The sequence below is a fragment of the Phyllobacterium endophyticum genome (assembly GCF_003010935.1).
GTDB classification, from domain to species: domain Bacteria; phylum Pseudomonadota; class Alphaproteobacteria; order Rhizobiales; family Rhizobiaceae; genus Phyllobacterium; species Phyllobacterium endophyticum.
Genome location: NZ_PGGN01000003.1, coordinates 667,089 through 689,094 on the forward strand (window position 1 = coordinate 667,089; position 22,006 = coordinate 689,094).

The following is a 22,006-nucleotide window of genomic DNA, read 5'->3' on the forward strand; positions in this document are numbered from 1 at the left end:
GCTCCTACCGTCCGGGCCAACCCCGCTCATCCGATGGACCTGAAGCAATGACCTCTCAACCGCAGATTCACAACGGCGTGCCAATCCCCCGAAGGAACCAAAGGCAACGCCGCAAGCAGCTTGCCGGGCTCCTGTTCGTGTCTCCGGCCCTCATCCTTGTGCTGACCTTCTTCGTCATTCCCCTCGGGATGGCCTTCTGGATGTCGCTGCACAATTGGCCATTGCTCGGAAAACCGCGATTCATCTGGTTCAACAACTACACCAGGCTCGCGCAGGATGGGCAATTTTGGGCGTCGATGCGCTTTACGGTTTACTATACATTGGTGGTGACTGTTGCGATCTTTGCGGTAGCCTTTCCGCTGGCACTTTTTGCTGAGAAGTCACGCAAGCTCACCAAAATATACCGCACCGCGTTTTTCCTGCCTGTCGTCGTCGGCTTCGGCTCAGCCAGCCTGCTCTGGGCGTGGCTGCTGGATGTCGACTCTGGCCTGTTTTCCCCCGCGGCCCAGTCGCTGGGTTTTACGGCCAAGCGCGTGAATTTACTTGCCGATTTTGATACGACCTTCTGGTCGATCATCATCATGGTTGTCTGGAAGACCGCCGGTTTCAACATGATCATCTTGCTGACCGGTCTGCAGGGTATTTCAACCGAGGTTCAGGAGGCCGCACGCATGGACGGCGCTTCTGCCTGGCAGCGTTTCAGGCGGGTCACGCTTCCCCTCATGCGCCGCACGATCGCGCTCGCGCTCATTCTTTCCGTTTCCGGTTCAATGCTTGCTTTCGACCAGTTCTACATTATCGCCGACGGCGGTCCACAAAACAGTACCGTGACGGCCGTCTATTGGATATTCAGTCAGTCCTTCGTCTCCTTCCATCTTGGGTACGGCTCGGCACTGTCGATGGTGCTCCTGGTCATCCTTGTCTTCATCAGTGTCTTGCAGTTGCGGCTGCTCCGCAACCCGGAGGGCATGTGATGGCCCGCAGCCGCACCTCTACCACACACCGGCTTCACGAGGCCATTCGCTATCACGGCTTCGGCATTGCCGCGGCCCTGCTTTTCCTCGCACCGCTCGCCTGGAGCGTTCTGGTCAGCTTCAAGCCGTCCATCGAAGCCAGGCAGCCACCGCTGCCGCCGTGGCCTGTTGGCGGCTTTAGCGTACAGAGCTACGAAAACCTCGCACAATACGGGGCGGGCATCTGGACCTACACCGGGAACAGTTTGATCGTCTCGGCTGCAACCGTGGTGGCATCGGTTGTGATCAGTCTGTTCGCAGGCTACGGCTTTTCACGCTTCCAATTCCCCTTGAAAAACGCACTGTTCGTTTTGATCATCTCGACGGTGATGATCCCGTTCCAGTCGATTCTGACGCCCCTTTTCCTGATCCTGACGAAGCTTGGGCTGCAGAATACCCTGACCGGGATCGTACTCGTCTATGTGACGCTGCAACTGCCTTTCTCCATCTTTATGATGCGCAACGCTTTCGACGCGGTGCCGAAGGAAATCGAGGATGCTGCCCGCGTCGACGGAGCGTCGGTCTTTGCTGTACTCTATCGCATCATGTTGCCGCTCGTCTTGCCGGGCGTCGCCACCGTGGCAATCTTCGCCTTCCTGGCGTCCTGGAACGAATTCCTCGCCGCGCTGATCCTGCTCACGGACCAAAACAAGTACACACTGCCTGTCTTGATGGCGGCAGTCCGCTCCGGCCAGTTTGGCACAATTGACTGGGGTGCAGTGCAGTCCGGCGTAACGCTCATGATGGCGCCATGCCTCGTGATTTTCCTCGCCCTGCAGCGCTATTACATCCGCGGTCTGACCGCGGGCGCCGTCAAATAACATCAACCAGTGAACTGAATGGGTAGATCAAATATGACATCCTTGAATATACCAACCGCAGGCGGTTTCCGTCCACCGGCTGTGCCGGAAGTCGACGTCCACGGCTTCTGGGGCGAGCGAATAGATGCGGTCGCCGACAAGACCGTCATGATCCTTTACGACCGCTGCGTTGCGGCGGGAATGCTCGACCAGATCGATCCTGACAGACTGGTGCCGGAAATCCGCATGCCATTCCATACGCGCGCCGACGGGTCGCCTGATACGGTCAATGTCCAGATGTTCTGGGACTCCGACGTCGCCAAGGTGATCGAAGCCGCAGCATATGCCCTCTACCGGAAGCCGAATCCGGATCTCGAGGCGAAGACCGACGCGATCATCGACATGTTCGAGAAACTTCAGCAGCCTGACGGGTATCTCAATTCCTGGTTCATCCGCATGCAGCCCGGCAAGCGCTGGACAAATCTGCGCGATTGCCACGAACTATATTGCGCTGGACATCTGATGGAGGCCGCGGTTGCCTACTTCCATGCAACCGGCAAGCGCAAGTTTCTGGACGTCATGTGCCGCTATGCCGACCATATCGATCACATGTTCGGTCCACGTCCTGGCCAGAGGCCGGGATATTGCGGTCATGAAGAGATCGAGCTCGCTTTGGTCCGACTTGGCCGCACGACCGGCGAGCAACGATATCTTGATCTCGCCCGCTTCTTCGTGGATGAGCGCGGGAAGCGGCCACACTATTTCGACGTCGAAGCGAAAGAGCGCGGCGCCGACCCCAAACAGTTCAGGCATCGGACATACGAGTACAACCAGTCGCATGCGCCGGTGCGCGAACAGACAAAAGTCACCGGTCACGCGGTGCGCGCGATGTACCTTTACGCGGGAATGGCCGACATCGCGACGGAATTCACCGACGACAGTCTCACCGACGCTTTGAAGATCCTGTGGGACGATCTGACGACCAAGCAGATGTACGTTACCGGAGGCATAGGTCCAGCGGCCAGCAACGAAGGCTTTACCGACTATTTTGATTTACCGAACGAAAGCGCCTATGCCGAAACCTGCGCCGCCGTCGGCCTGATCATGTGGGCAAGCCGCATGCTGGGTCGCGGCCCGGACCGGCGCTATGCCGATATCATGGAGCAGGCCCTCTACAACGGTGCACTGTCCGGCTTGGCGACGGATGGCGCAAAGTTCTTCTACGACAACCCGCTGGAAAGCCGGGGGACGCATCATCGCTGGATCTGGCACCGCTGCCCGTGCTGCCCACCGAATATCGCCCGGACCGTGTTATCCATTGGTAGCTACATGTATGGTGTGTCCACAGGGGAACTCGCCGTCCATTTGTATGGCGAAAGCACTGCCCGGCTCGCCGTAGGTGCAGCGCCCGTAACGCTCACGCAGCGCACAGATTATCCATGGGATGGCCGCATCGCCATTACCGTTGGTCTGGACGTTCCGGTTTCTTTTAAGCTTGCGCTGCGCCTACCAGCCTGGTGCCGCGGTGCAAAACTGTCCATCGATGGCGAGAGCATCGATGTCGCTGTTGCTGAGGATAAGGGCTATGCGCGCATCGAACGCCTCTGGCGCGGTGGTGAAACGATCCTCCTGGATCTGCCGATGGATATTCGCGCCTTGCACGCCAACCCTGCGGTCAGAGCGGATATTGGCCGCGTATGTCTCGCCCGTGGCCCGATCATCTATTGCGCAGAGGAAGTCGATAACGGAGCAGGCCTCAACAGTGTAATCCTGCCGGGCGACCTCAGTCACGCCGGTGCCGGTTCCATCGAACAACTCGGGAAAGCGGTGGCGATTGACGTTGCGGCCAAGCGTGAGCGTTGGGACGACTGGCGAGGGAAACTCTACGACGCAAAAAAGCCAATTCTGGAAGACGTAACAACGCGATTCGTGCCTTACCATCTGTGGGACAACCGCGAGCCGGGTGAAATGCTCGTCTGGGTAAGGACGGAAAGATGAGGGATAGCGCACAGGAAAAGGCGAAGATCGAGCTTCGCAATGTCCGAAAAAGCTTCGGTAATGTTGACGTAATCCATGGTCTTGATCTCATGATCGAAGGCGGCGAATTCGTCGTGTTCGTTGGGCCATCCGGCTGCGGCAAATCCACACTCCTGCGCATGATTGCAGGGCTGGAGGATGTTACCTCTGGCGACATCTTGATTGCTGACCGGGATGTGACTGATCTTGATCCTTCCAAACGTGGTATTGCGATGGTGTTTCAATCTTATGCGCTCTATCCGCATATGAACGTTCGCCAGAACCTCTCGTTCGGCCTTGAGATGGCAAAGACCTCGCCTGAGGAAATTGAGCGCCAGGTTCAGGCCGCGGCACAGGTGCTTAAAATTGAGGTGCTGCTCGACCGTCGCCCGGGGCAGCTATCGGGTGGACAACGCCAGCGCGTGGCGATCGGCCGCGCCATTGTTCGCAAGCCGCTCGCGTTTCTGTTTGACGAACCGCTCAGCAACCTCGATGCGGAACTGCGCGTCAGCATGCGCATCGAGATCGCCCGCCTGCATCGCGAACTCGGCAACACGATGATCTACGTCACCCATGATCAGACGGAAGCCATGACGCTTGCGGATCGAATTGTTGTGCTCAAAGACGGACGCATCGAACAGGTAGGCACGCCCCGCGAAGTCTATGAGGATCCGAACAGCCTTTTCGTCGCCGGCTTCATCGGTTCGCCGCGGATGAACATAGTCGATGCGGTCTACATGCCAGAAAATCGCCTCGGAGTGGCCGAGGGGCTTATTTCCCTGCACCAGCCACTGGCAGACATATCGGAGGGAACCACTGTCAAGCTCGGCATCCGGCCTGAACATCTGGCGCTGGGGGATCGCCAGGAGAGTTCGTTGCATGCCACCATTGACTTCACCGAGTATCTGGGAAGCACCCGTTACCTCTATTGCTATCTTCCAGGCGGTGAGAGCATCACCGTCGAACAACGCGATGGACGAGACTATGTACCAGGTGAAGACGTTTGGATGAATTTCGACCTAGAATACCTCCGGCTATTTTCGGCCCAAGGCGAGCGGCTGCGCCCCGTCGCGCTGGAAACGGCGTCGGCTAAATCAACGAAAGGATGAGCAACTCACCCGCCGAACGCGCTCGCCATGGGCGATCCAGCCGGCGTCAGTCCCGAACCCGCCTCCAACCCACAATCGCCGTCAAGGCAGACCTCGTTGTAAGTGGTGATGGGCTGGCTCATGGCAATGATCAATATCGACATTTCATCAAGCTACAAACCATGCCACAGCACATTCCCAGCCCGTGTCAACGCTTGGACAGCCGGCACACAACAGACTTTTGTTTTCGTTGAATTCTCCAATTTCTGCCTTGCGTCAAGAAGATGCCTCCAACAGCGCGGACAGCAAATTTCAGGGTACCGTTCATCGTGGAGCTGGGCGCAGCTTCCTCTGAGCAATTGACCCAAGCATACGGAGCCTAGATCTTTGAAGCTTCGATTGGCCTGAAATTCGTCAATTTCTGCGTGGCTGCGTTCGCGAGCATCAAATGTCCGGCGACTTGTTCGGCACTGCCGACGATCGTCTGGGCACCGGCCAAGCGCTGTAGAACCTCAAAGGATACTTGCGTTGAGGAGAGAGCCGCAAGAGTGGCGGTCACCACAGCATTTTCCAACGCCGCCGGTATGGTACTCCTCGTGGTAGGTTCGTTCAGGCAATCGCTGGAATTTCGATGCGTACGATCAAACCACGCGGATGATTGTCGGACAAGGATAGTTTGCCCTTGTGGTCTTCGACAATCTCAGCCACGATTGATAGACCCAAACCAAAGCCACTACGAATACCCAGAGCCTTACGAGCGGGATCGGCTTTGAAAAAAGGTTCAAGCACAAGATCACGCAGACCTGGCGCAATCCCCTGACCATCGTCGGAGACATCGATCCAAATGTGGGATCCGTGATGTGTCAAATGCACCGTCACGTTCTCAGCAAATTTGATACCGTTATCACATAGGTTGCTGACTGCGCGAGTGAGAGCCAATGATTTACAGGTACCTATTAACTTATCAGGACCTTCGTACGCGACTGCCTTACCTATATCGGAATACTCATTGCATATCGTCTGCAGCAGACTGGCGATATCCGTGCGCTCAAGTTTTTCCGTGTTTACGGCGCTGCTCATGTAGTCGAGTGTATCTTGAATGAGAGCATCAATATGGTCGAGGTCGGAAAGTATGGACTCGCTGCCCTCTTGAGAAAGTCTTTCAATTCGCAGCCTTACTCTGGTCAAGGGTGTTCGTAGATCGTGGCTGACGTTTCGAAGCAGCCGCGTGCGGATATCTATCAGCTTCTTGATCCTGGCCTGCATTTCATTGAGCGCTCGCGCGAGAGCAATGAGTTCAACTGTCCCGCGCTCCTCAAACACGGGTGCAAGATAATCACCTTCCACCTCTTTGAGCCGATTGGTGATCGAAGCAAGTGGCTCCGTAAGAGCCCGTGAGGCATAGGCTGAAAAAAGCCCCAGGAGTATTACAAAAGCAAGGACATAGTAGGAAAGCGGACCCACAACATCTGAGGTTACAACCGTATCTGGCATGTCTTTGAATACCACAGACATATTACCATCCAACGGAAATACAAGAGCCGGCAGACCGTCCAGCATGACCTGGCGACCACCTGCTGACAGGGGATTGTCTGCAGGAAATAACCTAGCGACGATCCATCTAACAGATGGAAACGATGCTTCCGGTGCGGTGCGATTTGCCAGAGAAACTGTCGGGATCATCTCCAGCGGCATGCCAGCCCCGCCGGACCATTCGATCAAATTGGACCGCTCGTCAATTGGCACCTTCTGCAAGAGCAGCGCCATTGTTGAAGCTTTTGAGTTGGCTAAATCTATGTCTTCAATGCCCATATACCTTTTGAAGACGTCTATCCAGTCACCGATCACGACTACCAGAACAATGGCGACAAGGATGACCACCATGAATTGCCCGCGCATAGTTCGTGGGAAAAACCCATGAAGAGCTGACGTCATTTGCTTTCCCATTCATTCTTCTGATCGCCCGCTTTATGTATGTCAGCCTCGCTGCGTACAATATCGACCAGTTTGTCGGAGCCATATTTGTTATGTGAAAGTTATAACCTCGATGAACCTGTGTGCCATGGCCAACTATGTTGGAACCGTCATTCTTGCGATCTTGCTCGATCAGGCCCAAAAACAAAACTTGAAATCTTACCGACACGCTGTGCAAGATCGGCCAAGAGCATATACAGAGCCGGGACAACGACGAGAGACAATAAAGTCGATGCCGTCAGTCCTCCAATGACAGCAACGGCCATAGGCGCGCGAAATTCGCCACCCTCCCCGTTTCCAAGCGCGGCGGGAATCATCCCGGCGACCATGGCGATGGTGGTCATGACAATAGGTCGCGCCCGCTCGGTTGCTGCTCCTATTATCGACGCCCGACGCGTCCACCCGGCGGCTTCCCTTTCAATTGCAAAGTCAACCAGCATGATGGCGTTTTTCGTTACGATTCCCATCAGCATCAAAATACCAATCACAACAGGAAGAGAGACCGGGCTGCTGGTAATGACGAGCGCCGCCACAACTCCGCCTATAGACAGCGGAAGAGATGCAAGAATAGTCAGGGGCGTGAATGCGCTACCAAACAGCAAGATGAGCACGACCATGACGAGCATTACACCGGAAGACATGGCAACTGCAAAACTGGTGAAAACATCACCCTGTGCGTGGGAGTCACCGGTTGCCTCTATCCGAACCCCTTCAGGCAACGCCTTCACACTCTTAAGATCACGGACCATCGCAAGCCCCTGGCCTGACGACAGGTTCCCCGTCATGTCGGCAGCTATTTCGATGCGCCGCTCGCGATCGAAGCGCTCTATTGTCGACACACTCTGACCGAAGTCGATATCTGCAACGCTCGCAAGAGGTACTGTCCCGCCAGCCGAGTTCGGGATACGCAACAACGACAGCGTCGCGAGATCGTTACGGCTGGCGTTAGCCAATTGTGTCCTGATGGGAATTTGTCGGCTCCCGTCATTGAAATGAGCAAGGTTGCTGTCGACATCGCCTATTGTCGAGACTCTCATGGTTCGTGCAATGTCAGCAGCACTGACACCCGCGTCTGCGGCGATCTCCGAATGAACGCTGATTTGCAGTTCCGGCCGCATTGCAGACTCGGATGAGGTGGGGTTGTGAAATTGGACCATCAAAGCCATTTCGGCTCGTATCTGGCTCGCAGCTCGGCTTGCTGCTTGCCCGTCCGTGCTCAAGACGGCGAACGAAACATCTCGGCCGCCACGGTTATTGATAAACTCATAGCGGATGTCAGGCACGGAACTAAGGATGGTTGAGAGTTCGGCCTGCATTTCAGAAGCTGTACGAGAACGTTGCGACTTTGGCACAAGATTGACAGTAACTGCCGATCTGCGCAATTCTTCAATCCCCGCAACACTCACGCCCCCTCGAATGAAGACATTTCTTACCTCGGGCAAACCTCCAAATTGTGCGGCGATCTGGTGGGCCCTCGCAGCGGTTTCTTTCAAGGTCGATCCCGGTGGAAGTTCTATCGAGACTGCCACGCGACCAGTGTCCTCATCGGGAAGAAAGCTCGTCGGCAAGAAAGTTGCAGACCAAATCGAGAAGGCAAAAAGCAGCAGCGCTGTCGTAAGCGTCGTGCCACGCCACAACAAAGTGGTTTCCAACAGTTTTTGATAAGCGCATATGACGAGACTCTTCGAAACTGGCCTTGTTGAATGATACCGCATGAAATAGGCCGCCAGTACTGGGGTGATCAGACGAGCAACAAGCAGCGAAAAGAAAACCGCGATAGCGACGGTTACACCAAACTGTTTGAAATATTGCCCGATTACATCGCCCATGAAACCCACGGGCAGGAAAACGGCAATGATCGTAGCCGAAATCGCAATGACTGCCAGACCGATTTCGTCTGATGCATCCAGGGCAGCTTGGTACGGACGTTTACCCATATTTCCATGCCTGACGATATTCTCGATCTCGACGATCGCATCGTCAACCAGAATACCGGTCACCAGGGTCAGTCCGAGCAAGCTGATTATATTGAGCGAAAACCCGAGCATATCCATTGCCCAGAAGGTTGGGACAGCTGACAGTGGCAGGGTTACTGCGGCAATCAGGGTAGCGCGCCAGTCGCGCAAAAAGAGAAACACAACGATCACGGCCAACACAGCACCCTCGAACAACGTGCTCATGGCCGCTTCGTAGTTACCCAACGTATAAGTCACACTGTCATCTATGAGTGTGAAGGTCGCTTGGGGATATGCCTTATTCAAGTTTTGAATTTCTTGCGCGGTTGCAAGTGCGACTTCTACATCGCTCGCGCCGCGGGCCCGGAAAATGGAAAGGCTGACAACGTCTTTGCCGTTCAAGGTTGTAAAATTCCGCCTCTCCTTTATTGTATCGGACACCGTACTCACGTCCGAAAGTGATAGATTTCCCCCACTTGGTAGAATAATTCTGCTCTTGGCCAGATCCGCCACCGACCGAGCTGTCGCATTGACCGTCATGGAACGTTCGCGACCTGCCAACTCGGCCCTTCCGCCGGAGAGATCAATTTGGCTTGATGCCAGTCGATCATCGACCTGTGTGGCACTGAGACCCGCGGCTTGCAACTGATCGGGGTCAAGCAGGATCTGCACCTCGCGTTCAACATTGCCTAACCTGTCGATTTGGCCAATGCCGGGCACATGCTGAAGTCTGCGGGTCACAATGTTTTCGACAAACCACGATAACTCGTCACCCGTCATGGTCGGATCAGCAACGCTGTAAGTAACGACGGGCTGGCTTTCGGCTTCCACGCGTTCGATGGTTGGTTCATCGATTGTGGCCGGAAGTTTCGAACGGATCCTGGATACGGCATCGCGTACATCCGACACCGCCCTGTCTATCGGAACCTCAAGTTCGAACTCGACAGTGGTAACAGATGCTCCTTCGCCGACCGTTGAACTCATTTCTTCGATACCGACCAGAGAGGCGATGGAGTCTTCCACGACCTGTGTAACCTGTAATTCCATCTGGGCGGGAGACATCCCCGGTTGAGATATTTCCAACTTGACAACCGGGACATCAATGACGGGAAAATGGGTGATCGGCAGGCTGGCGAAGCTGAAGAGTCCCAAAATTGTCAGAACAACAAACAATAGAACAGGTGGTAACGGATTGCGGATGGCCCAAGCGGAAAAACTTGCGTTCATTGCAAGGCTACCGGTGCAAATGCTGACGCCGCCTGTGCTTCACCCGGCACGTGGAAGACTACTTTGACGGGGGTGATCGGTTCACCTTCAGACAAGAAATTGTCGCCTTTTAAAACGACGGTCTCTCCTGCCGAAAGACCTGAATTCAACTGCACCAGGCCATTGGACCGGACGCCGATTGCGACGACTCGCGTTTGTATTTTGCCATTCGAAATGACTTGCACACGGTCGGAGCCGGCAAGATTGACTACCGAGGTGTCGGGCACGATCACTCCAATTGCCCTCTTGACGACGACATCCGCTCGGGCGAAAGCACCGATGAAGATCCCACTGGGATTTGGCATGGATATCCGTATTCGGCCAAGCCGACTCCCGGCGCTCAATTCTGCCGATTTGAGCCGAACCCTGCCTTCTACAGGCGCACGCCCATCGAGAAGTTCGACACGCGCTGAAGAGTTGTCTTGAATGCGGGAGAATTCAGCTTGGGCAACTTCGCCACTCAATTCCACATCGCCATCGCGTGCGATTGAAAAAAATGCTTCGGTCGACGAGGATCCGAGCGCGCCCAATTGAACAGATCGCCGAATGATAAAACCGGCATTGGGGGCGATGATGCTGGTTCTAGCCAATCTCGACCTGACATCACTGCGCTCTGCCTCGGCGAGAAGCCGATCGGCTTGTGCCATTCCCAATGTTTGTTGGGCGAGCCCGACTGCTGAGATAGCCCGCATCAAAGCCGTCTCGTTTTCCTCAAGCGCTTGATTTGAGACTGCCCCTTTTGCTTGGAGTTTTACACTGCGGTCGCGGGTTGAACGGGTTTGAACTTCCACCGCCCGCGCATCTTCAATTTGACTGAGTGCTTGCTTGATCGCTGCGTCTGCGCGTGCAACTTTCGCATCACTTTGCATCAATTCGATTTCGATACGACTGCTGTCCAAACGCGCAAGAAGCTGGCCGGCCCGCACCCTGTCACCAGCCTCCGCCAGAATTTCCACAACTTTCGCATGGTCATCGCTGTCGAGGCCAGCGTGGACCAGGACTTCTTCTTTGGCCACAAGGGTCCCGATGACACGAACGGTCTGATCGAGTTCCCCCGACCTAGCCGCAACAACGCTGACGGCACGACCAGCACCCTGTGCACCCGCGACGCGAACCTTAGGAAGGACACAGATCAACGTGAGCGCAAGCGCCCAGTTTAAGAATTTGGCTGCCATATTTGTCTCCTGGTGTTGTGCGAACGCACGACAATTTCCTTGGAATTTGCAACAACATGCGACGACGCAAAGGTGGATTGTGTCGTGTTGCTAAGTTGTATGTCAGCCGATCGGCGTTATACTGGCAGGGCTTGTGCGCCTGAACTTGCCTGGCTGGCGGATGGATCACCCGGATCAGTACGATGCGGTCGCGGCCAAAGCGCTCCCGCATCCCAGGCAATTCAAATCAGAAGCGGTATGCGACGAACAGGCCGAATTCCGGTTGAGTTTTTTTCTGGACTATGGGGCTGTCGGCGGCGTCGCCCAAGAGCAGACCAAGGCCGGCCTTACCACGTACAATCCAGTTTTCCGTGGCGAGATAGGTTGCGGTTAAAGCGAAATCAGCCCTTTGAAATCCGGCGTCCGCCTTGTATTCCCCGAATCTTGAGTTAGCGGCCTGGTTGTTGTTCACGCTAAAGTAAGAATCCATATAGTTTTCGTCCGCCACTGTCACAGAGGCATCAAGTCCCAGAATAAAATTTTCGGAAAGTGGCTGCTTCACCTCAACGCCCATTTTACCGAGCAGACCGTCACTTCCACCGATCGTTTTGTTGATCGTGCCATAGAACTCCGCTGGACCATATTCCAGTGCTGCTTTCACGCCAAGGTTAACCCCAAAATCAACGTTACCCAGTCCTCTCAGGTAATCATCATCGCCATCATCTTCATCTCGTCCCGAATCATATCCGACCAAAAGTCCGAGTGTGAACGGACCATGCTTGTAGGCGTCAAGTTCCAAGCCAGTCGGATCGATGGCAAGGCGGTCGAACAATCTGGCGGAGACGAAAGGGATCGGAGAAAGTTCCATTTTGTCGCTGCCTTCAAAGGAAGGCTTGTACATGGCCCCGCCGCCTACGGTAACTTCCCAATCGTGCAGCTTGGTCCTGATTGGGCCGTATCGCGCCGGATCAGGTTGAGTGGGGGTGGGAACAAGCTCGTCTGAAGGATCTGGTGTATCCGCCGCCCACGAGGCTGAAGCAAGGGAAGCGCCAACGATAAAGGTTGCGCTTGCGAGCGACAGCAAAGCCCGCGTTGGCAGATCAGCCGGAAAGAGATACATATAAGGCTCCAATGTTCAAGCGCCCGGCCCGAAAGCGTGGCGGCGTCGTAGGTCAACAAACCCACGTTTAATGAGCCCGGAGGGTGGAGTTGTTATATTATGTGAAGTTCTGTTGCAGTCCGTGGCGAAATGATGCCCTACCCGTTCCATGCGCTGGCAATAAAACTTAATATTTTGAAACATCGCTGTTTGATTTTGACGCTAGTGTTCTGGAAGAACACTTCTCACAGGTACGGATATCCACATGAAAAATGCCCGCGAAGGCAACGTGATTCTGATCGTCGAAGATGATTACCAGATTGCCAAACTGTTAGCCGACACGCTCAGAGAAAATGGGATGACGGTTGAAATTGCCTGCGATGGGTCGGAGATGGATTCGCAGTTCGCGAGGAATGAATTTGACCTTGTCGTCCTCGACGTCATGCTTCCTGGTGAAGACGGCCTCAGCCTGTGCCGTCGTTTGAGGACAAAAACGACCGTTCCTATTCTCATGCTGACTGCGCTTGGTCATGAAATCGATCGAATTCTCGGTATCGAAATCGGCGCTGATGACTACATGACGAAGCCTTTCAGCGCCCGCGAGGTCACCACACGCATACGGGGGCTTCTGCGGCGCGCATCATATGCCCCTGTGAGTCGGGAGCGACCAAAATTATATCGCTTTGAAGGTTGGAGAATTGATCCTCTTCGCCGTCAGGTCCACGATCCGAGCAATGCACGGGTACCAATGACCACCCACGAGTTCGATCTGCTTCTTGCCTTTTGTAGAAACCCCGGTTGTATTTTGACCCGCGAAGAACTTCTCGCTGTCTCGCATGCGGGGCTGGCAGGACCGATCGAAAGGAGCGTAGATGTCCACATGAGCCGCCTGAGAAAGAAATTTGAGAAGGACGCGAAGGACCCGGTGTTCTTCAAAACGGTACGGCTGGGCGGATACATGTTAACTGCCGCGGTTGAAGTTACATAGGATTGGCGACAGACAGCTTGGCGGACGTTGCCGCACCAGCCTGAATTGCACGTCCGATCAGTTCCCCGTAGTGCCAGCCGTTAAGCGTCCGGCTATCGCTCATCTTGAGATAATCAACGCCGTTACAAAAGATGGAAGAAACTGGGTATGATTCCACTCTGTACGAGGAATTGCTTGATTTCCATCAAGGGAATGACCAACAAAAAATACAAAGCGTGAAGGAACGTTTTCCTGAGAACTGCGGGATTGAACACTGCCTCCTTGCGCTCCCGATACAGCCTGAAATCCGGCCAAAATGCAGGGACGCGACGTGCATAATCCTGGTAAGGCGCTCCGAATTTCGTTTCCAAGTATGTGGCCTCACGCCGAGATGTGATGGACAAAATCACTCCGCATGCTACGCCAAAGCTGGCAGCAAGAATGAAGCTATGCAGTATCAGCCCGATTGCACTAGCCCCAATAGTTGAGAACAAATAAAGAGGATTTCTGCTGACCGAATAGGGGCCTTCCATCACGAGTTCGCGATTTTTTCGTCCCCCGCTATATAGTATCGACCAGAGGCGTCCGAGTATACAAACGGCGAGCAATAGCTGTCCCACGAGCGTCATCATGCTGGCAATAAAAGAATTGGTAGGCCAAGCGGACGTGGAAAACGCGACAATCGGAATGATTGAAACAACAGCAAATTGAATGGTTCTTAGTCGTATGATCTGATTGACCGGCGATGGGGCAGGTACGGTATTCATCGAAATCCCTTATGGAAGCACGGAGCCAGGATGGCACGGCTAAACTTCTCGATTGGTGGTCGTGCAATTTTTGATGGGCTAACGATACCCTCACCTGATCGCAGGTCGTCAGGGCTGGAAGCAACCTGCGAATGGATGAGATAACTTCGCATCTGAGGTGCCAGCGCCTGGCGCTTATCAAGTTGATCGTTTTGAACTCAATGCATCGTCGCACCTCACCGTAAAATTACGATGGCTTGATCTCACGCATAGGGGGCTTGGTGGGTTAAGTTATATGAAGATTTGTTACCAAGTAGCCCGGAAGTAAGGCAGTCTCTTCCCGGCGGCGGATCGCAAGATGAACTCGGCGTTTGAGGTTCCGAACCATCCTGGAAAGGAAAACCCTTCACCTGAAACGGACCGCCTGGTACCGTCCAACGATATTCCCGGCTGAAGGCGTACTCTATCAAGGAGAACGACATGATCCCACCTTGTTGCAATTCACATTCTCCAAGAGCGGTCAGACGCAGCAAGTCAAAGGTGGAAGCTTATAAATGGAGCCAGCGACCCGACCCAGTGCGAATGGACACCAGGAGTAGGGATCGCCAACCTCCGGCGCCTCGTAACGAACGGCCGGCCCTGAAGCCGGCAGTGACGGCGCCTTCTGGATGACGGCTTTCCGTCAGCCATCTCTCCGATCGCCTAGCGCTCGACCTCGTCGTTTGGGCATACCTGAGCGGATCCGTCTGTTGGCGTGCATCGGGCAGCGGGCGCAGGCGCAAGCGTGACCGAAAGGATCTGCCCACCCGGATCGCCGCGCCGCCCGTTCGTTACGAACCACAGCTTTCCGTCTATACCCTCAAATACATCACGAACCCGACCGTATTGGCCGACGTAGTGCGCCCTTGCTTGCGGATTGCCGGTGGCGTCCATTGTCACCGACCACAGCCGCTCTCCAGTCAGACCGGCAATGAACAAGGTGCCCCTGACGTAAGCAAGCCCGCTGGGACCCATTTCCTGCGTATGCCATTGCATGACCGGGTCGATGTAAGCCGGGTTGCCGCCTCGGCCTTCAACAACCGGCCAGCCGTAGTTTCCGCCCGGCCTAATTCGATTGAGTTCATCCCATGTATCGTCGCCAAAGTCGGTTGCCCACAGCTGCCCGTCTTCGTCCCACGCCAGCCCTTGGGGGTTGCGCAGTCCAAAGGCATAGACGAGGGAGCCTTTGATCGGGTTGTCCGCCGGGATGCCGCCGTCCGGCGTCATGCGGAGGATCTTGCCCGCAAGTGAATTCTGGTCCTGGGAGAGATCTGGATTTCGCGTTTCGCCGACCGTAGCATAAAGCATCCCATCGGGACCAAAGGCGATCCGTCCGCCGTTGTGACCACGACCGCCAGGCAAGCTGTCAAGTATGACCTGAACATTCCCAAGCACACCGTCGCTGTACGCCATCCGAACAATGCGATTGCCCGAAGTCGTGCTGTGGTAGGCATAGACCCAGACCTCCGCGCCCTGTGCGAGCGCTGCCAGTCCAAGCATACCGCCATCCCCGCGGGCAACGACGCCGGGCACAACCCCGACCGATCGCGACGTCGCGCCTGGCCGCAGAGCGACTATATCTCCTGTGCCACGCTGGCTGACGAGCACCTCGCGGCCCACCGGCACCGCCGACCAGGGTAAATCGAGGCTTGCGACAATCTGGACGGGAGTGTCAACGGGCATTACGCCTGTATCTGGGTATCCTGGCAAATTTGATGACTGAGCATTTGTGTCTGAGGACACCACAAGCGGCATGATCCCGAGCAGAACGGGTGCGAGGCTGATCACTGAGATTCGGACCAATGCAATCGCTGCGCCGTACGCGCCCCTTGCGAGCATACTGCGCCGCATATATCCAGCGCCGCCTCTATCTTCGAAATCCCGATACGGCATGGACAGCTCTCCCTTGGATCGTGCTATTCTCACATCAACGACATGCTCTTCAGCTACGCCAACACCAAAGTCGCAGCCTGCTCGCTTGGCGCGTGACTAGTCGGTTCTGCCAGTCTCCGTTGCCTGATGCGCGACGTTTTTCCATTGCCCGTCTTTATGGACGTAGACGCGGAGATGCCGGGCTCTTTTTTCCACGGACGCCCCGCCGCTGGTTTTATACGCATTGCGATAGGATCCAGCGACAACAGCAACGTTGCAGTAGATCGTCGCTTTGTTTTCTTCGATGACGAAGGTCGAGAACAACGCGCGTTGACCACGACGACCTGCGATGAATTGGGCCTTGTCACGAACACCCCCAGAACTCTCGACATGCGTATAGTCGTCGTCTGTGATGGACTCCAGCAGGGCCACATCATTGTGGAGCAATGCGTCGATACGCCTTTCATCCAGGGCGAGAACTTCTTTTTCAGCCTCGGCTCGATCCCTGCATTGTCCACTCAATTGGGCCATTGCCACCGGCGTCGAAACCAACAGCGAGGCGATTCCCGCGACGTAGAGAAAAATCTTGGTCATTTGGCATCCTCCTTGTTTGCGAGGTCAAGATGACAGCCTGGCGTCGGCGTCCGGTTGCACACCAAAGTGACAAGTGGTCCATTGAGGCACGGCTTGGTTAGGATCTCATCGAACCCATCGGAAGTCGTCATCAGGCAAGTTGCTTCCGGCCTCCTGCTCGCTCCTTAAGGGGCAGCCAAAACCGCATCATCGGTCGGTACAAGTGCACGCCTCGAACGGGCCGGCGTTCCAATATCACGATGCTTCCGCTATATTGGTGACGCTCGCTTTGGCGTTGCTTTCCAGCAAGCCATCCAAGCTCCAGGCACCCGGACCGGCAGCAGAAAAGTAGAGAAAGGTGAAGCAGTAAAGCATGGCTGCTTCGCCGTGATTGAGCACGGGGAAGAAACCATCCGAACTGTGTGCGATGAAATAGGCAAAGGCCATCAAGCCAGAGACAACGAAGGCAGCCGGACGAGTGAAAAGTCCCAATATCAGCAGCAAACCGCCAAGGACTTCAAGAAGTCCGGCGGTGTATAGCAAGGGATTGAGAGGATACTCAAAAGGCGCGGGCCATCCGAACAGCTTCATCGTGCCATGGGTGAAAAACGATCCTGCGGCAAAGATGCGCAAGACACTCAAAAGGTGCGGAGCGAACTTGCTGGTGTAATTTGCTTTCCAAGTAGGCATATCTCTCTCCAGGTTAACCGAAATGTCTATGAGCCCGGTATTTGACAATACCGTTCGATGGGTCTGTGTCCGTCAAAGGACATCTTCAATGCGAATGGGAAGTTTTCGTATGCGCTTACCCGTTGCGTGATAGATCGCGTTTGCTATCGCAGGAGCGGTTCCCAGCATCACAAGCTCACCCATCCCCTTCACTCCAACGGAGTTGATCCTGGGATCGGGTTGGTCGATCAGACCCACATCAATGTTTCCGATATCGGCGTTGACTGCTATTACGTAATCGGCCAAGTCGTCATTGAGATAACCGGCAAAGCGCGGGTCGACCTCCGTTTCTTCCCTGAGCGCTGTACTGAATCCCCAGACAACTCCGCCGTACATCTGGCCTTTCGCGGTCCTGGGGCTTACGACCCGTCCAATATCGGCAATACTGACTGCGCGCGGCATGCGAATTCGGCGCGTCATCGGGTCGATATGGATTTCCACAAACTGCGCAATATAGCTCATGGACGTGAAGCCGGGGTAGTCTGGCCCTGCCCCTGCACGGCCCCCTGATCGGAACGCCTTGAGAGCGGAAGGGTCTTGCCCGGGCGCGAGCTCCGTGGCCGTAACTTCGATATATGGTCGTTTCAGTCGCGCCAATTGCTCATGCAAGTTACCGGCTGGAGGGTTGGATCCGGCAAGTTCCTCAAATTTGGCTCGCAGGGCGTGCACGGCCTTTAACGCCACCGGAATACAGCTTGCCGTACCGCGTTCTCCGACGGTGGCTATCTGCGGCCCCCGTGTCGTATCCCCAAGCTGGATTTCCAACCGATCGGGATTGATGTCGAGTCCTTGCGTGATGACATTGGCGATTGCAGTGAGCATCCCCTGGCCCATCTCGTGACCGGAGCTGATCATGCGTGTGGTGCCATTTGCGCGGACCCTGAGCGTCGCCTCGCTGGCGGACATCGATGCCCCGAATATTCCGCAGGCGACGCCGAAACCCACAAGTGTTCCATCGTCCAGCCGCATTGAGCCCGGTTCGGGCACGCGTTTGCTCCAGCCGAACCGCTTGGCACCCTCTGTCAGACAGTCATTGAGGAAATGTGGCGACAAGGGTTGGCCGGCAATGATGTCCTTTTTGGCCTGATGATCCAGGCGAAATTGTACAGGGTCCTTCCCAAGCTTGTGGGCCATCTCGTCGATGAGACTTTCTAAGGCAAATCCCGCGGGAAAGGGATGGGTGCCTCGCGTGTGGCGCGGCATCTGGCGGTCAATATGGACATCAGCTGCCGTTGCCCGGAAATTCTCGATGGCATACAGACGCGCAATATCTTCGTGATATCCGGTCGAACGAAATCCACCGTCCGGGATGTTTTCTTGGACAACATCATATGAGATGGCGTCCAGGCGCCCTGCTGCGTTGGCGGCAAGGCGCATATTGTGGATACTGCGTGGCCGATAGTTTGCGATATGAAAAACCTGTCCACGCGGCGCAACCAGCTTGACCGGTCGCCGTGTCAGCCTGGCTGCCTGGGCCACCAATGCCGTCTGGATCTTGGGAGGAGACTTTTGCCCGAACCCACCGCCGACATGTTCGGATTTGACCGCGACCGCGTCGGGAGAAAGATTCAAAGCCTTTGCCAGCGCGCCCTTGACCGCATCGACGTTCTGACAACCCTCATAAACAGTCAGTCGTCCGCCCGACCATTCCGCGACAGTGCCGAACAGTTCCATGGGATTGTGATGCTGGGTTGGCGTTTCGAACGTGCCCTCTACTATCGTGGCGGCGTTCTGAAAAGCACTCTCGACGTCTCCTGTACTAAAGCCCTCGGCCGGGACGCGGTGCGCACCAGGGCTACTCATCAAGGCAACAAACGGCGAAGCCTCATAGACAGCGGTTACCGCTTCGGCACCCTCAATCGCGGCCTCGATCGTCTCGGCAACGACCAGCGCGATAGGTTGGCCGAGAAAGGATATTTCCGGGCGAAGTGTCGGGAAGTCTCCTATGGACAACACCTGCACAACGCCAGCGGTTTCAGTCGCACGCCTGACGTCGAGTTCGCCCACCCTGCCTTTTGCAATCGTGGCAGGTACCAGCATCGCGTAGAGCATTCCCGGCAGATTAATATCAGCCCCGTATAGCGCCTGCCCGAGCACCTTATCCCTGGCGTCGACGCGTGCAATTTCCGGGAAGACTTGTGAAGGCATCACGCTCTCCTCTCAGCGGCAATGATCAGGGCATCAGCGACGACCCGGGCGCCAAGCTCTATTTTGAATGCATTTTGCTTGCCGCTTCGGGCGTCGGCGAATGCAGCCCGTCCGGCCTGGATGGCCAACTCGCGAGTCAGAGTTGACCCTGTGACGACTGCCTCGGCAGCGCTGGACCGCCATGGGGTGGTTGCTACCCCGCCGAGGGCGATACGGGCAGCTCGCACGGTGGCGCCTTCCATCTCGACTGCCACTGCAGCAGAAGCCAGTGCGAAGGCATAGCTTTCGCGGTCGCGGACTTTATGATAGGTCGATCTACGGCCCGCCGGCGTTTTCCGAACGGTAATCGCGGTCACCAGTTCACCCGGATTGAGGTTGAATTCGCTGTGAGGCGTATCACCAGGAAGGCGATAGAATTCGGCAATTGGAAGCGCGCGCGCCCCTTGCGGGCCTAGCGTCTCGATCGTCGCATCCATCGCCATCAGCGCCACCGGCCAGTCGCCCGGCGCTACCGCTGTGCATGCCTGGCTGGTGCCCAGAACCGCTTGGGTACGATCCACCCCGCCGATCGCCGAGCAGCCCGAGTGAGGCTCGCGCTTGTTACAAGGGTAAACACCAACCATTGAGGAGGACCCTGCTCCATTGCGGAAATACATGCAACGCGTGCGTTGTAGAAGGTTGCCACCGACCGTGGCCATGTTACGCAACTGCTGGGACGCAGCCTTGAGCAGGCTTTGCGAAAGAAGCGGATATTCGTCGCGAACAACCGGCGCGTAGGCAACATCGGCCATGAGCGCGCGCCCCCCGAACCGCAGAACCTCACCATCAGTTTCAATCGCGTCCATACCGTCGATACGGCTTACGTCGATCAGGTGAGCCGGGCGCTCGATCCCCAGCTTCATGAGGTCGTAAAGGTTGGTGCCCCCCGCGATATAGCGGGCGGATCCACCCGCCCCGGCGAATTGCGCGACGGCTTCCTCGGCAGACCGAGCAAAAGTATAGTTCAATCCCTGCATCTTTCAGCCCTCCATGACCTTCGCCGCTTGCTCGACGGCGGCCAGAATCCCGACATAGGCTCCGCATCTACAGATATTGCCGCTCATAAACTCACGGATAGCATCGGGATCTGTCGCGCGGCCTTGGGTCACGCAAGCAACCGCGGACATGATCTGTCCTGGCGTGCAGTAGCCACACTGAAGTGCATCATTGTCTATGAAGGCTTGCTGCATCGGGTGAAGGTCTTGACCCGTCGAGAGGCCCTCGATTGTGGTAACCTGCCGCCCATCGATCTTGGCCGCCATGGTCAGACACGCCGAAACGGGCCGATCGTCCAAATGAACCGTACAAGCGCCGCACTGTCCGTGATCACAGCCTTTTTTCGTCCCGGTATATCCGAGCCGTTCACGCAGCAAGTCGAGGAGAGATGCGCGTGAGTCAAGTTCAAGGCTGACCCGCTGACCGTTTATCAGCGCCGAGAGGTGGACTTTTCTGCCGGTTTCGACATGAGCAGACGGCATTTGAGCCTGCGCTGACTCGTCGAGCGGCAATATGCTTGCAGCGGCTGCCCCGGCTCCGGTGGCAAGGACAACACGGCGCGTGACACCGGCGGTTTGTGTCTTTGTAGATCCTTCGTCTGCCATATTTGCCATCCCTCGTGCTTCAAAGTTGTATCGAGCAGCGGTTGTGCGACGGCGATTGGCTTAAGAACCATTCAGTAAGTCGCTAACGCGCTTTCTGTGGTGCCTGTTCTCCAACGCCTCGCCATGAAATATGCCTGCTCGTTCAACTTGGAAGCTGCATCCATTGTCAGGTTCTGACAATGTTTAGCACTATTGTCAGAACCTGACAATTGACATAAATTCACAAAATCGCGAGGGATATGAAATGGTACAGAGAGCGGAAAATGCACGCGAACGCTTCGAGGCCGCCGCCTTCAAGCTTTTTGGCGAGCAGGGATATGCCGCCACCACCGTACCCGATATTGCCGAGAATGCGGGGCTGACGGAACGAACCTTTTATCGCTACTTCCCCGATAAGCGAGAAGTCCTATTTTGGCGTGCCACTGACCATCAGATCAGCATACGCAACGAAATTGCCAGCGCAACTTGCAGCAGGCACCCACTTGCGATGGTGGCTCACGCGTTCAAATCAGTCGCCCCCTTTATCGATGGGCATCGGCCGATCGTAAAGCTGCGCCAGGCCCTGATATCGTCTCACAGCGACTTGCAGGAGCGGGAACTGATGAAGCTGCATGCGCTCGCGTCTGCTATTGACCTAACGCTGCAACAGCGTGGCATCCGGCCCTCCCCTGCCCGTGTGATAGCGGAGGTGGGCTCAGCCATCTGGAAAGTCGCACTAGAGAACTGGCGCAGCGACGAAAATGAGGCAAGCTTTGCAAATCACCTCGATAGGGTGCTTGCCGAATTCCAGACGGAGTTTCATCTTCTGGTTTGAAAGATAGTCGCTCGACAAGCGACAAGTTCAACTCTGTGGAGCGTCTTCCAGAGGCGTACCGCGATTGGGCCGCCCACCTGATCTCACGCGGGATTTCGGCCCAATCCTTATTG

Annotated in this window: 19 protein-coding genes; 6 read left to right on the forward strand and 13 right to left on the reverse strand. The window is 55.8% G+C overall.

Going from position 1 to position 22,006, the window contains the following annotated elements; all coding sequences use genetic code 11:
• Positions 1–47 precede the first annotated feature (47 nt).
• Genes CU100_RS17350 through CU100_RS17365 form a run of 4 tightly spaced genes read left to right on the forward strand, consistent with a single transcriptional unit; the run spans position 48 to position 4,938 of the window.
• On the forward strand, positions 48–974 hold the full coding sequence (locus tag CU100_RS17350) for a carbohydrate ABC transporter permease (protein WP_106717813.1): 927 nt from the start codon (positions 48–50) through the stop codon (positions 972–974).
• On the forward strand, positions 974–1,834 hold the full coding sequence (locus tag CU100_RS17355; protein WP_106717814.1) for a carbohydrate ABC transporter permease: 861 nt from the start codon (positions 974–976) through the stop codon (positions 1,832–1,834). Before CU100_RS17350 ends, CU100_RS17355 begins: the two co-directional genes overlap by 1 nt.
• A 33-nt stretch (positions 1,835–1,867) precedes the next feature.
• On the forward strand, positions 1,868–3,811 hold the full coding sequence (locus tag CU100_RS17360; protein ID WP_106717815.1) for a glycoside hydrolase family 127 protein: 1,944 nt from the start codon (positions 1,868–1,870) through the stop codon (positions 3,809–3,811).
• Positions 3,808–4,938, forward strand: a complete 1,131-nt coding sequence (locus CU100_RS17365; protein ID WP_106717816.1) for an ABC transporter ATP-binding protein — start codon at positions 3,808–3,810, stop codon at positions 4,936–4,938. The genes CU100_RS17360 and CU100_RS17365 overlap by 4 nt, the downstream gene beginning before the upstream one ends.
• Positions 4,939–4,943: 5 nt before the next feature.
• Here the strand turns inward: CU100_RS17365 and CU100_RS26970 are convergent, their stop codons facing one another.
• The 6 genes from CU100_RS26970 to CU100_RS17390 all read right to left on the reverse strand — a co-directional run bounded on the left by CU100_RS26970 (position 4,944) and on the right by CU100_RS17390 (position 12,386).
• Positions 4,944–5,081 carry a hypothetical protein gene (locus tag CU100_RS26970; protein ID WP_170113875.1) on the reverse strand — a complete coding sequence of 46 codons (138 nt, stop codon included), beginning with the start codon at positions 5,079–5,081 and terminating at the stop codon, positions 4,944–4,946.
• Positions 5,082–5,296: 215 nt separating this feature from the next.
• Positions 5,297–5,476: a hypothetical protein gene (locus CU100_RS17370; RefSeq protein WP_146141866.1), complete on the reverse strand. Its 180-nt coding sequence runs from the start codon at positions 5,474–5,476 to the stop codon at positions 5,297–5,299.
• Positions 5,477–5,526: 50 nt separating this feature from the next.
• Complete coding sequence (locus tag CU100_RS17375) at positions 5,527–6,852, reverse strand: ATP-binding protein (protein ID WP_170113876.1); 1,326 nt, start codon at positions 6,850–6,852, stop codon at positions 5,527–5,529.
• A gap of 149 nt (positions 6,853–7,001) precedes the next feature.
• Complete coding sequence (locus tag CU100_RS17380; protein ID WP_106717819.1) at positions 7,002–10,073, reverse strand: efflux RND transporter permease subunit; 3,072 nt, start codon at positions 10,071–10,073, stop codon at positions 7,002–7,004.
• Complete coding sequence (locus CU100_RS17385; RefSeq protein ID WP_106717820.1) at positions 10,070–11,287, reverse strand: efflux RND transporter periplasmic adaptor subunit; 1,218 nt, start codon at positions 11,285–11,287, stop codon at positions 10,070–10,072. Before CU100_RS17385 ends, CU100_RS17380 begins: the two co-directional genes overlap by 4 nt.
• Before the next feature lie 226 nt (positions 11,288–11,513).
• Positions 11,514–12,386: a MipA/OmpV family protein gene (locus CU100_RS17390; protein ID WP_106717821.1), complete on the reverse strand. Its 873-nt coding sequence runs from the start codon at positions 12,384–12,386 to the stop codon at positions 11,514–11,516.
• 244 nt (positions 12,387–12,630) lie between these two features.
• On the opposite strand from CU100_RS17390, the gene CU100_RS17395 reads away from it, so the two are divergent.
• Entirely contained in the window at positions 12,631–13,353 is a 723-nt protein-coding gene (locus CU100_RS17395) for a response regulator transcription factor (RefSeq protein ID WP_106717822.1), read from the forward strand.
• 122 nt (positions 13,354–13,475) lie between these two features.
• Here the strand turns inward: CU100_RS17395 and CU100_RS17400 are convergent, their stop codons facing one another.
• The 7 genes from CU100_RS17400 to CU100_RS17430 form a co-directional block, all read right to left on the reverse strand.
• Positions 13,476–14,099 (reverse strand): methyltransferase family protein, encoded by a 624-nt coding sequence (locus CU100_RS17400; RefSeq protein ID WP_106717823.1) that lies wholly within the window; start codon positions 14,097–14,099, stop codon positions 13,476–13,478.
• 681 nt (positions 14,100–14,780) lie between these two features.
• A complete protein-coding gene (locus CU100_RS17405) occupies positions 14,781–15,800 on the reverse strand; it encodes a PQQ-dependent sugar dehydrogenase (protein ID WP_170113877.1) in 1,020 nt (339 codons plus the stop codon).
• 306 nt (positions 15,801–16,106) lie between these two features.
• A complete protein-coding gene (locus CU100_RS17410; RefSeq protein ID WP_106717825.1) occupies positions 16,107–16,583 on the reverse strand; it encodes a nuclear transport factor 2 family protein in 477 nt (158 codons plus the stop codon).
• Between the two features lie 234 nt (positions 16,584–16,817).
• On the reverse strand, positions 16,818–17,252 hold the full coding sequence (locus CU100_RS17415; RefSeq protein WP_106717826.1) for a DoxX family protein: 435 nt from the start codon (positions 17,250–17,252) through the stop codon (positions 16,818–16,820).
• A gap of 72 nt (positions 17,253–17,324) precedes the next feature.
• Entirely contained in the window at positions 17,325–19,439 is a 2,115-nt protein-coding gene (locus CU100_RS17420) for a xanthine dehydrogenase family protein molybdopterin-binding subunit (RefSeq protein WP_106717827.1), read from the reverse strand.
• Positions 19,439–20,455 carry an FAD binding domain-containing protein gene (locus tag CU100_RS17425; RefSeq protein ID WP_106717828.1) on the reverse strand — a complete coding sequence of 339 codons (1,017 nt, stop codon included), beginning with the start codon at positions 20,453–20,455 and terminating at the stop codon, positions 19,439–19,441. Before CU100_RS17425 ends, CU100_RS17420 begins: the two co-directional genes overlap by 1 nt.
• Positions 20,456–20,458: 3 nt before the next feature.
• Complete coding sequence (locus CU100_RS17430; protein WP_106718033.1) at positions 20,459–21,079, reverse strand: (2Fe-2S)-binding protein; 621 nt, start codon at positions 21,077–21,079, stop codon at positions 20,459–20,461.
• 244 nt (positions 21,080–21,323) lie between these two features.
• Between CU100_RS17430 and CU100_RS17435 the strand changes: the two genes are divergently transcribed.
• Positions 21,324–21,893, forward strand: coding sequence for a TetR/AcrR family transcriptional regulator (locus tag CU100_RS17435; protein ID WP_106717829.1), 570 nt, complete (start codon positions 21,324–21,326; stop codon positions 21,891–21,893).
• Positions 21,894–22,006: the final 113 nt, after the last annotated feature.